Origin of the sequence: Sodalis sp. (in: enterobacteria), assembly GCF_047607725.1 — a bacterium.
Taxonomy (GTDB): domain Bacteria; phylum Pseudomonadota; class Gammaproteobacteria; order Enterobacterales; family Enterobacteriaceae; genus JBLKSS01.
In genome coordinates, this window is record NZ_JBLKSS010000156.1 from 1 (window position 1) to 10664 (window position 10664).

The following is a 10664-nucleotide window of genomic DNA, read 5'->3' on the forward strand; positions in this document are numbered from 1 at the left end:
ACTGGAACTTAAAGGCGAATCACTACGCAAAGAGCAAGGAGTAGCCAGCACAGGAAAAATAGACTAAAACTGAGTCAGAAGATGAGCGAACACGTGATCGAATATCACTGGAATGGGTGATCGGAAAATATCGGAATAACAGATCGGATGTCGCCGGAACAGATGATCGGATACGTCGGAATCTGCACTAGGCTATCGGTCAGCCGCAGCGCGCGGCCGCGCCGCAGGCGAAAAGACCAATGCTGCCCGGCGGGCAGTATGGTCTGATAAAACGTATCTTGGGTTGTAGACATAGTGTTTCCTTAGTGCTTAGGTTGACCCGCGGCATGCGGGCAAAAGGAGCGTGTGTGCGCAGTAGCGGAGCGGCGCGCGGAGACATTGGGACGACGGGGAGGCACCGGATGGTAAAGAGACAGATTGCCGTTAGCGATAATCGACGCCGGCGGAGGGTGGCGAACGGCTGCGGCGTTAAAGGGCTGCCGTGGCGCGCCCATGCCGGGTGGGGCATAAAGAACGTTGCCGCCGCCGTACGGCGCTGGCCTGCCGGATAACGGCACGTTTCGGGTCGGGGCGGCTTGCGTGATGCGTATTGCGTCATGAACAACACCTCTGGGGTTAACCTGGCGAAAAGCCAACAGGAAAGCAGCCGCGAGGATGGATCCTCGTGTTGGTCTCCCGGGCTTTTATCCCGCCGTGTAACCGCCTGAGGGCGTTAACCGTCATGGTGGTCGGTGACTCTCGGTCCAGCCGTTCGTCTAGGCGAACCGGAACCCTAGTAACCCGTTGTGTTGCGTGGCGATACCGGTTACCCGCTACCGCCCCTGCTTTTTTAGCCAAGCAAAAACATTGCCAGTTTGATACCGCCCGCGAAAAGGGCCGCCAATAAAAAAATAAGTTATTGCTTAATCAGGGTGTTAGCGACATTTCGGCATGAGGGATTACGTCGCTGTCCGCGGCGAACTGCATCGATGCGCAGGGCAGTTTCCAGGGCTGCAAGCGCACCACAACGGTGAAATGCACCGCGGTGAAGCAGCGGCGTCGGCTGGTAAGGCCGGCGGGCGCATCATCGCTAGATAAAATTTAACGCTATGAAAAATCATCATTTTCTGAGCTAATGCACCTCCACTCCTCCCATATTCTCCGCTTCTGGCACGAGAAATGCTTAAGGATTGTATCATAAAATAAACGCTGTTTTATATATGAGACAAGTCATGGCTGATAAACCGAGTTCCCCCCTTAAGGCGCTGAGCGCTCACGGTAAGAGTAAACGACAATTCCTGAAAACGGCCGGTGCGGCCGCGGCGGTGACGTTACTGGTGCCGGTGCCCTTCCTACGTAAAGCCTGGGCGGCGGAGCCGTTAAAAATTTCCACCTTCGACGGCGCGTTTGGCCAGGGGTTCGCCGAACATTTTTTCCCGGCGTTTACCCGCGCCACCGGCATTCCCGTGCGGCGCGTGGAGCAGGCTGCGGGTAGCCAATTCCTGCTGCAACTGGCCCAGGCCAACGCCGGCGGCAATGTACCGATGAATCTATGCATGATGGTGGATGCGCAGGTACTGCGCGGGCGGGCGCGCAAACTGTGGCGCAGTTTCGATGCCGCCCAAATGCCGGCGGTGGCGGGGCTGGAGGCGCACTATCGCCGCGGCGAAGAGGCGGGCGTGGATGGCGTCGGCGCAATGGCCTATTTTATCACCCTGGCCATTAACCCGCCGATGGTCGACAGCGTCCCGGACAGTTGGCAGGTACTGTGGGAAAATCATCCTGACTATTTTGGCGTACAAAGCGGCGGCCAGTCGCCGATGTTGGAAATAGTCGCCATGTGTATTTTGGCGGTAACGACATCCTTAATAGCGAACAGGGCATCGACCAGGTGATCGCCAAAATCGCCGAAATCAAACCGAACGTGAAACTGTGGTGGCAGGATGAAGGCACGATGCAGACCGCACTGCAAAATGAAGAGGTGGTCGGCGGGACGTTCATCCACGATACCACGGTCTACCTGCAGCATAACGGCACAGCGGTGCGTTCGATATTTCAGCGCGAAGGGGGCCTGCAGGGCATTAATTACTGGTTCCAGCCCTCGAGCTCCAAACGTGCCGCGGAGGCGGCGGTATTTTTGGAATGGAGCTGCAGCCCGGAGGCGCAGCAAATTATCACCCGTAAGCTGATGTCGGCGCCTGTGCTGCCCCGCAGCAAATTGAACCTCAGCGACGCGGAGTTCGCCCTGGTGTCATCGGAACGCAAACCTTTCTTGATTGCTACCGAAGCGCGCATGCGGTTCGCTGACTGCATGGAACAGCAATTCACCCGCATGCTAAGAGGATAACCGCGTCGATGTTTTATGGATTGGAACTGCGCAATATCAGTAAATCCTTCGGCGGCACGACGGTGGTGAACAATGTGTCGCTGTCGGTGCCGCATGGTAAATTTGTCTGCTTCCTCGGGCCGGCGGGCTGTGGCAAAACCACGCTGCTGCGGATTATCGCCGGGCTTGAGTCCAGTTCGGCGGGCAGCCTGTGGTTTAACGATCGGGAGATAACCGGTGTCCCGGCACACCAGCGTAATTTCGCCATGGTGTTTCAGGCGTTGGCGCTGTTTCCGCATCTGACGATTGCGGAAAATATCGCCTACAGCCTTAAATTACGCGGTATCGCGCCGGCCGAGCGGCGGCAGAAAGTAGCGGAGCTGCTGGCGCTTATCCGTCTGCCGGGCATCGGCGAGCGCAGCGTGGAGCAACTGTCCGGCGGGCAGCGCCAGCGGGTGGCCATCGCCCGGGCGCTGGCACAGGAGCCGGTGCTGTTCTTGATGGACAAGCCGCTGTCGGCCCTTGACGCCCAACTGCGCGATCATATGCAGGTGGAGCTGCGCCAGCTACAGCAGCAGTTAAAGATCACCACCATACTGGTCACCCACGACTAGCGCGAGGCGATGAGCCTCGCCGGCATTATCGTGGTAATAGGCAAAGGCGTCATTCAGCAAATCGGTTCGCCGCAGGATGTGTATCGCTACCCGGCCAATCTTTTTGTCGCCACCTTTATCGGACAAAGTAATTTGTTGCCCGCCCGGCGCACCGGCGAGCGGCAATTGACCCTGTTCGGACAGACCATGACCCGTCAGGATCTGCCGGTGACGCTGCCGATAGGCGCGGCGTTTACGCTGTCGCTGCGCCCGGAAGAGCTGCTGCCGCGCGGGGCCGAGGCGGGCGAGCCGGCGCTTACGGCGGACATTGAGTTCATCCGTGACATGGGCGGTTCGCTGGAGCTGCGCCTGAACTGCGCCGGCATGCCGGTCATTGCCACCGTTGCGGCGGCGCCCTGGCGGCATCTGCGCGTCGGCGAGGCTATCCCATTGACCTTTGCCGCGACGGCAGGGGTTATTTCCCACGAGGGGGAGCACGATGATGCGCCAGCGCCGACCGCCGTCTGATCCCGCCCGCGGCGGCCGTGTAGGCCTGACGGTAATACTCGGCTGGCCCTGTCTGATGTTGGGCATCTTCATGCTGGTGCCGTTTATGCTGCTTATCCGGGTGAGTCTGGCGCCCGCCGACGTGGAACAGTTGTGGGGGCAGGGGGTCACGCTGGCGGCTTTCGGCGCCATGCAACAGTACGGGGTAATGAGCGCCATAGGCTATTCGCTCGTTTATGCGCTGGCGATAGCGGCGCTGGCGCTTTGCCTCGCCTTCCCGCTTACCTGGTTTATCACCGGCATGACCCGGCGCGGGCAAATCGGCGGGCTGATCTTTTTATTAAGCACTCTGGCGCTGTCCGATGTACTGATCGCCTTTTCCTGGCAGGTGATGCTGGCCCGGCGCCAGTGGATCGCGCAATGGCTGCTGGCGACCGGGCTGCTGGGCCGCAGCAAGTCGCTGGTGCCGGGTACCGGCGCGGTGCTGTACTGCCTGCTGTATATCTCGCTGCCGTTTACCGTGCTGCTGCTGTATCCCGCGTTATCGCGCCTGGACCGGAGTTATCTGGAGGCGGCGCGCCCCCTGGGCGCCACCCCCGTGCGCAGTTTTTTCACGCTGGTGATCCCCTTGGCCAGAATGCCGATAATGATGGCCTTCGCGCGGTCGTCCATCACCACCCTGGGCGCCTATACCGGGCCGCTGGTGCTGGGGAGGCCAGAAAATTGGCCGCTTTCGGTTATCATCGGTAAGGTCGCTCTGTCGGCGCAGAATATGCCGCTGTCGGCGGCGAGGGCGCTAACGCTGCTGCTGGCGTTAACCCTGGTGCTAATTGCCCGACGCGGGAGGCGCGTAGGATGAATACGCTAACCCGCGCTGGCCGCGGGCTATTTTTAGCGCTTCTCGCCGTGTTTCTGGCGCTGCCATTGGTGCTGGTGACCGGGGTAAGCTTCAACGGTAAGCAGATGATACCGACGTCAGTTGGTTCATGGCGCTGACCACCTCCCTGGGCATCGCCGTTGCGGCCGCGGTGGCGTTTCCCGTCGCCTGGGCCGGCTGGCGGCGTCCATCCTGGCTCACCCGGTTGCTGCAGGCCTGCGGGTCGTTGCCCATTATGCTGCCGCAGGTGGTGTTAGCGCTGGTGTTTATGGTGTTTTGGAGCAAACTCGGGTTGGCGGGCCATGTTGCCAGTACGGTCATCAGTCACGCCGTGGTGTTTGCCGCCATACCGCTGGCGTTTATTTCGCTGGGTTTTCGCAGCGTTGACCGGCAACTGGTCGAGGCGGCCACCACCTTGGGCGCGACCGGCAGTGATGTGCTGCGCACCGTGGTCTTGCCGATAGTGATGCCTTATGTCTGTTCGGGATTTGTCTTTGTCTTCGTCTCCAGCCTGAATGAATATATATTTAGTGGCGGGATTTCAGGTGGAGACATTACCCATCAAGGTATTCAACAGCCTGCGGATGGGGTTCCAGCCTACGATGTGTGTCAGCGCGGTGCTGTTCCTGCTGGTGGATATCCTGGCGTTTAGTTTAATTGCCCGGATAGGCAACTTGCACAGATTGATGGGCGGGCGCGGTTGATGGGGAGCATGTCATAAAATGGAGCGTAACAACGTGAGTACAAGTGCCGTGAAAAAAAAACCGAATCCTGTTTTGGTGGGGCAGCCGGTGCTGCTGGTGATTGATATTCAAAAGGGCTGTTTTTTGCCCTATAAACCCACCTAGACCATGCCATTTATGCCGGATGCCACCAGAACGCTACGCGCGCGAACGGTGGTGGTCGACGCCGCTCGCGATGCGGATGTGCCCATTGTGTTTATTCAGGAAATCCACCATCGCAGTAAAGCGGATTATGGTCGGGAGCTGGATGGCGATGAGAATATACATTGCCTTGATGGCGAACCGGGCACGCCGCTGGCCTGGGAGGAAATGGGCATGCGCGAGACGGATTTTTTCATTCAAAAACAGCGTTATTCGGCATTTTTCGGTACGGGACTGGAGATCATGTTAAAAGCGTTCAAAGCCGAAACGGTGATTATGGTCGGCGGCTTTACCGATGTTTGCGTGCATTGCACCTTTGCCGATGGTCATCAGCATGACTATCACTGCCGGGTGGTGGACGATTGTGTCGCCGGCTCCAGCCCGGCCGCCCACGAAGCCTCCCTGCGCGCGATGGAGTATTTGCAGCACGGCGCCCTGCGCAGCAGCACTGAGATCATTAACACGTTGGCCAATCGGGCCGGAAAACGTTCGTGAGACAAGGTGGCCAGGGGGCAATCTGGCGACGCGTGCTGTGGCGCGCGGTTCCCGCCGGCGAAACCCGCCTGTTGCTGGCGATCGCCGCGCCGGCGCACGGCGAGGGGGGGCGATTCGTCGGCGGTACAGGCGCGTACGCTGGCGGGAGCGTGGCTGTTGTCTTTGCTGGTATCGCTGCCGCTGATTTTGCTTTTGACCCATATCTCGCCGCTGCTGCGCTTGTTTGGCGTCACGGCGGACGTGGCCGTCTATGCCGGGCAGTTTTACCGCGCGTATGCCTGGGGCATACCCGCCATGTTGTGCAGCGCGCCGCGGCGTTACTATCTGGCGTCGCTGGAGCGGACCCGGATTGTCATGTGGGTGGCATTTATCGTGGCGGGGGTGCATTTTCCGCTGAGCTGGCTGTGGGTGCTGGGCGCGGGGAGCGTGGGCGAGGGCATCGCCGGCGCCGGCTACGCGCTGAGTCTGTGCTGGTGGCTGATGTTCATCGGCCTCGCGCTATACAGCGCGCGCCAGCGGCGGCTGCCGCCGGGATTACTGGGGCTGCGTGCCCGTGAGCTGCGAACGGCCATCGGCGGGCTGTACGCCGCGGAAATGGGGTTGATTTCGCTTTCCTCGCTGCTGGCGGGGCAGTTTGGCGCGGTGTCGCTCAGCACCCATATGATCTGTATGAATGTGGCCAACATCATCTTTATGGTGCCGCTGTCGCTGGGGCAGGCGGCGACGGTGCGGGTGGCCTATTTTACCGGGCGGCTACAGCCGCACCATTGCCGACGCTTTCGGCGCCGGAGATGGCACGGCGCCTGGCTGTACCGCGCTCTACGGTGTTTCGCCTGCTGATGACGCTGGAGGCGCTGGGGTTTATTACCCCAGTGAGAACGGCCACGAATATCGCCTGGAGAGGGCGGTACTGCGGCTGGGGTTCGAGTATCTGGCGTCGATGGAATTGGTCGACCTGTGCCAGCCGGTATTGGCGCAGTTAGCCAACGCCATTAATTATCGCTGTAATCTGGCGATCCGCGATGAGCGCGCGGTGGTGTATATTGCCCGCGCCCCGGCGCCGAATACGCTGATAGGCGCAATGAATGTCGGATCGTGTCTCCCCGCCCATGGGACGGTGGTGGGACGGATTTTGCTGTCCGAGCTGAGCCTGGAAGCGCTGCGAGCGCTGTATCCGGAGCCGGCGCTGGAGCGTTTTTCACCGGAAACGCCCCACGACGTCGAGAGTTTGTATGCATTGCTGCAGCGGGATCGGCTGGCGGAGTCTGTGGTCGGGGAAAGCTATTTTGAAAGCGGCTACTCCAGCATTGCGGCGCCGGTGCGGGACCACACGCGCGATATTGTCGCCGTTATTAGCACGATCATACCCTCCTCATTTATTGACCCCGCGCAGAGTGAACACCTGTTGCAAGCGGTGCGGCGCAGCGCGTCGACGTTCTCCACGCTGCTGCATTGCCCCGCATCCGCCGCCGGAGGCTAGCGCCACGCGCCTGACACCGTTGCCCATGAAGTACCCGCGCGCCCAAGGGGTTTGTGCGCGGCGGCAGCCATTCGACTGGCGCTGTTGCACATGAGATGGCCAGACGCCCGGTCGCCGGCGCGCGGCAATCATTGTCAGGATCGGGTAAAGAAACGGTAAGCGCTGTGTAAATCAGACGCTGTCTGATAGTGGCCGCTGGGCGCCATTGCTATAAACACCGCTTATGTCGTCCGTGATAAGGTCCTCTTATGAATGGAAAAGCATGGGTATTGTCGGTGGCGTTGTTGTTGCCGGTGGGTAGCGCGCTGGCGGGGGTTGCCGTGGACATCGTCACCCCTGGGGTGGTGTTGCACATCGGTGATCGGGATCGCCGCGGCTATTATTGGGACGGGTATGACTGGCGTCCGCCCCACTGGTGGCACGATCATCGCGGCCGCTATTGGGGTGAGCGCAATCGGCATGGCTACTACTGGAATGGTTGGCGCTGGGTAACGACATTACCGCCGCGGCGCCATCACCCGCCACCGCCGCCGCGCTTTTACCGTCCGCCGCCCGTTCATCATCCCCGTATGCCTGCGCATCCGCCTCGGCCGCCGGCGGGCGCGCCCCATCACGGCGGACCGCACGGCCAGGGGCATCACGTCAAACCCGCCCACCACGACCACAGCGGTGACGATCGCTACCGCAAACCGCGAGCGCCTTAAACACGCGTTAGCGTTATTTCCGCCAATATCATTTAGGCCCGGGCAGCGTCGCCCGGGCTTTTTTCTACCGTCCGCAGGGCTTTAGTCGTCACGGATGCGCCGCATTGCCCGATTTTTTTCGCCATCTGTGCGTCAGGCATCGTCGCGGCCCGCCAGCGCGCTTACGGCGCTATCACTTTCAATAGGATAACGTTAGGATAGAGGCATTATGGGCCGGCGGCGTAGCGCGCCGGCGTGAGCGGGAAGGCAGGGAGTGATGGCAAAATGACCGCCTCGGGCGATCCCTACGCCCGTTTGCTGAAAAGGCAACAGCGGTCCAACCGGCGACGGCTGGTCCTGCTTGGGTTACTGTTGCTGGCGGCGCTGGTTTTCAGCCTCAGCGCCGGCGAAATCTGGCTGTGGCCGACACGCTGGCTGAGCGATGATGCGCGGCTGTTTATCTGGCAGTTGCGCTTGCCATGCACGCTGGCGGTGGTGTTGGTGGGCGCGTCGCTGGGTATGGCGGGGGCGGTCATGCAGGGCATCTTCGACAATCCGCTGGCGGAGCCGGGCCTGCTCGGCGTTGCCAACGGTGCCGGCATGACGTTGACCTTGGCGGTACTGTTGGGCGGCGGCCGGCTGCCGGTGTGGGTATTGGTGCTGAGCGCAGTGGCCGGCGCGCTGCTGACGCTGACCCTGCTGACATTCGCGCGTCGGCAGGCGTCTAACGCGCGTCTGCTTTTGACCGGCGTGGCGCTGGGGATCTTGTGCGGCGTCGTGATGACCTGGCTCATCTATTTCAGCACCAGCCTGGATCTGCGCCAATTGCTCTATTGGCTGATGGCGGGTTCAGCGGGGTGGACTGGCGCGATAAATGACTGATGCTGTCGCTGTTGCCTTTTCTGGTCTGGCTATACAGCTGCGGTCGGGTACTTAATTTGCTGGCGCTGGGCGAAGCGTCCGCGCAGCAGTTGGGATTGCCGGTCTATTTCTGGCGCACCAACTTCGTACTGGCGTTCGGCTGGATGGTGGGTATCAGCGTCGCGCTGGCCGGCGCCATCAGCTTTATCGGTTTGGTGGTGCCTCTATACTCAGGTTATGGGGGCTAAACGATCACCGCGCGCTGTTACCCGGTTGCGCGCTGGCCGGCGGCGGAATTTTGCTGCTGGCGGATGTCGTGGCGCGCGTAAGTCTCCGGGCCGCGGAAATTCCGGTGGGCGTCGTTACCGCAACGCTCGGCGCGCCGGTGTTTATCTGGCTTTTAATCCGCGTGCGCGGCTAGCCTGGCTCGGCATAAGGTCGCGGCGCGACAGCAAGGAGGGTAGGATGCATGAAACACTTTACACGTTGCCGCTGAAGTCTCTGCAAGGCGACATCACCACCCTCGAACCCTACCGCGGTTCGGTGTTGCTGGTCGTCAATGTCGCCTCCAAATGCGGCCTTACCGACCAGTACGAGGGGCTGGAGCGTCTTTATCAAACCTGGCGGCGCCAGGGATTTGAAGTGCTGGGTTTTCCCTCCAACGAATTTGCAGGCCAGGGAGCCGGGCAGCGATGAGGAAATCCTGGCGTTTTGCCGCGGGACATTTGGCGTGCAGTTTCCCATGTTCAGTAAAATCAAAGTGAACGGCGAGCATCGCCACCCGTTGTACCGCGAGCTTATCGCGGCCTGCCCCGAGGCTACCCCGGCGCCCCAGGGAACGTTGTCTGCGCGATTGGCCGCTAAAGGGCTAACCCCGGCGCATAAAGAGGATATTCTGTGGAACTTCGAGAAGTTTCTCGTCGCCCGCGACGGCTACGTGCTGGCGCGTTTCGCGCCGGACATGACGCCGGAGGACGCGCTTATCCTGGATGCGCTACAACGGGCGCTGGCGCAATAAACGATGGCATTAACGGCTCCCTCGCCATCCTGGCTGCTGCGCGCCCATGACATCCAGGTGCCGGCCCGTTTGCGGCCGCTGTCGCGCGCCGTCGCCGCCGGCAGGCGTATTCACATCATCGGCCCCAATGGCGCCGGCAAAAGCACGCTTCAGGGGTGCCTGGCCGGTTTGCAGCCCTTTCGCGGCGATTTGCAGGTGCTGGGCAAACCGCTCGCCGCCTGGACGCCCGGTGAACTTGCCCGGCGGCGCGGTTATCTGCCGCAGTTGACGCGCAGCGGCGGGTCACAGCCGGTGTTCCACTATTTGTGCCTGCACCAACCTGCGGCGGCCTACGAGGGGGCCGCGGTGCGGGCGGTGGCGACGATCGCCGGGCGACTGGCGCTGACACCGATGCTGGCGCGGCCGCTCGATGCGCTTTCCGGCGGAGAATGGCAGCGGGCGCGGCTGGCGGCGGTCATGCTGCAAGTCTGGCCGACGCTCAACACCGACGCCCGCCTGCTGTTGCTGGATGAACCCGTCGCCAGTTTGGATATCGCCCAGCAGGTGGCGCTCGACCAACTGATTGCCCTGTTAACCGCCGCGGGCTTAAGCGTGCTGATGTGCGCGCATGATATTAATTATACCTTAATTCACGCCGATGAGGTTTGGCTGATGGCGCAAGGCGAGCTGGTGGCGGCAGGCACCGCCGCCGACGTGATGACCCCTGAACTGTTGGCGAAAGAGTTCACCGTCTCGTTCAGCCAGGTATCGGCCGGCGGCCGTCGCTGGCTAGTGCCTTGTGGGGGAGTGAAGGGATACTGAAAAGGACGCCTGTCTTACTGGTAAGCGTACGCCCAGCGCCGTATTGACAGTTATTCAGCAGGGATGGTGAGGTTCCACGGCAGGAGCTCTTTGATTTTATTGATGGGATGATCCGCGATAATCGCCAGCACATGGCGCAGATACGCTTCCGGCTCCACGC

The 10664-nt window shown here is 61.1% G+C and carries 15 protein-coding genes, 2 pseudogenes and 1 riboswitch; of the genes and pseudogenes, 15 read left to right on the forward strand and 2 right to left on the reverse strand.

Features of this window, described 5'->3' with window-relative positions; translation table 11 throughout:
* Positions 1 to 104 precede the first annotated feature (104 nt).
* Positions 105 to 293 carry a hypothetical protein gene (locus ACMX3H_RS13980; RefSeq protein ID WP_415211271.1) on the reverse strand — a complete coding sequence of 63 codons (189 nt, stop codon included), beginning with the start codon at positions 291 to 293 and terminating at the stop codon, positions 105 to 107.
* 377 nt (positions 294 to 670) lie between these two features.
* Positions 671 to 787, reverse strand: a riboswitch (guanidine-I (ykkC/yxkD leader).
* 424 nt (positions 788 to 1211) lie between these two features.
* Between ACMX3H_RS13980 and ACMX3H_RS13985 the strand changes: the two genes are divergently transcribed.
* The 15 genes and pseudogenes from ACMX3H_RS13985 (at position 1212) to btuD (ending at position 10504) form a co-directional block, all read left to right on the forward strand.
* Positions 1212 to 1874, forward strand: coding sequence for a hypothetical protein (locus tag ACMX3H_RS13985; RefSeq protein WP_415211272.1), 663 nt, complete (start codon positions 1212 to 1214; stop codon positions 1872 to 1874).
* A complete protein-coding gene (locus ACMX3H_RS13990; RefSeq protein WP_415211273.1) occupies positions 1820 to 2326 on the forward strand; it encodes an extracellular solute-binding protein in 507 nt (168 codons plus the stop codon). The genes ACMX3H_RS13985 and ACMX3H_RS13990 overlap by 55 nt, the downstream gene beginning before the upstream one ends.
* A gap of 8 nt (positions 2327 to 2334) precedes the next feature.
* Positions 2335 to 2919, forward strand: coding sequence for an ABC transporter ATP-binding protein (locus tag ACMX3H_RS13995; RefSeq protein WP_415211274.1), 585 nt, complete (start codon positions 2335 to 2337; stop codon positions 2917 to 2919).
* Positions 2920 to 2928: 9 nt separating this feature from the next.
* The gene (locus ACMX3H_RS14000; protein ID WP_415211275.1) at positions 2929 to 3426 is read left to right on the forward strand and encodes a TOBE domain-containing protein; all 498 of its coding nucleotides are present in this window, start codon (positions 2929 to 2931) and stop codon (positions 3424 to 3426) included.
* Positions 3398 to 4264 (forward strand): ABC transporter permease, encoded by an 867-nt coding sequence (locus ACMX3H_RS14005; RefSeq protein WP_415211276.1) that lies wholly within the window; start codon positions 3398 to 3400, stop codon positions 4262 to 4264. Before ACMX3H_RS14000 ends, ACMX3H_RS14005 begins: the two co-directional genes overlap by 29 nt.
* Positions 4261 to 4401, forward strand: a complete 141-nt coding sequence (locus tag ACMX3H_RS14010) for a hypothetical protein (RefSeq protein ID WP_415211277.1) — start codon at positions 4261 to 4263, stop codon at positions 4399 to 4401. Before ACMX3H_RS14005 ends, ACMX3H_RS14010 begins: the two co-directional genes overlap by 4 nt.
* Positions 4392 to 4934 (forward strand): ABC transporter permease, encoded by a 543-nt coding sequence (locus tag ACMX3H_RS14015; RefSeq protein ID WP_415211278.1) that lies wholly within the window; start codon positions 4392 to 4394, stop codon positions 4932 to 4934. The genes ACMX3H_RS14010 and ACMX3H_RS14015 overlap by 10 nt, the downstream gene beginning before the upstream one ends.
* Positions 4935 to 5142: 208 nt before the next feature.
* Complete coding sequence (locus ACMX3H_RS14020) at positions 5143 to 5661, forward strand: cysteine hydrolase family protein (RefSeq protein WP_415211279.1); 519 nt, start codon at positions 5143 to 5145, stop codon at positions 5659 to 5661.
* Positions 5662 to 5667: 6 nt separating this feature from the next.
* The gene (locus ACMX3H_RS14025) at positions 5668 to 6501 is read left to right on the forward strand and encodes an MATE family efflux transporter (protein WP_415211280.1); all 834 of its coding nucleotides are present in this window, start codon (positions 5668 to 5670) and stop codon (positions 6499 to 6501) included.
* The gene (locus ACMX3H_RS14030; RefSeq protein WP_415211281.1) at positions 6453 to 6644 is read left to right on the forward strand and encodes a helix-turn-helix domain-containing protein; all 192 of its coding nucleotides are present in this window, start codon (positions 6453 to 6455) and stop codon (positions 6642 to 6644) included. Before ACMX3H_RS14025 ends, ACMX3H_RS14030 begins: the two co-directional genes overlap by 49 nt.
* Positions 6602 to 7141 carry an IclR family transcriptional regulator gene (locus ACMX3H_RS14035; RefSeq protein ID WP_415211282.1) on the forward strand — a complete coding sequence of 180 codons (540 nt, stop codon included), beginning with the start codon at positions 6602 to 6604 and terminating at the stop codon, positions 7139 to 7141. The genes ACMX3H_RS14030 and ACMX3H_RS14035 overlap by 43 nt, the downstream gene beginning before the upstream one ends.
* Before the next feature lie 248 nt (positions 7142 to 7389).
* Positions 7390 to 7845 (forward strand): DUF2502 domain-containing protein, encoded by a 456-nt coding sequence (locus ACMX3H_RS14040; protein WP_415211283.1) that lies wholly within the window; start codon positions 7390 to 7392, stop codon positions 7843 to 7845.
* 264 nt (positions 7846 to 8109) lie between these two features.
* Positions 8110 to 9106: pseudogene (btuC, locus tag ACMX3H_RS14045) on the forward strand (vitamin B12 ABC transporter permease BtuC).
* A gap of 44 nt (positions 9107 to 9150) precedes the next feature.
* A pseudogene (locus ACMX3H_RS14050) lies at positions 9151 to 9703 on the forward strand (glutathione peroxidase).
* Positions 9704 to 9706: 3 nt separating this feature from the next.
* Complete coding sequence (gene btuD, locus ACMX3H_RS14055; protein ID WP_415211284.1) at positions 9707 to 10504, forward strand: vitamin B12 ABC transporter ATP-binding protein BtuD; 798 nt, start codon at positions 9707 to 9709, stop codon at positions 10502 to 10504.
* Between the two features lie 50 nt (positions 10505 to 10554).
* Here the strand turns inward: btuD and ACMX3H_RS14060 are convergent.
* A partial coding sequence (locus ACMX3H_RS14060; RefSeq protein ID WP_415209556.1) for a transposase domain-containing protein occupies positions 10555 to 10664 on the reverse strand: 110 nt, incomplete at its 5' end.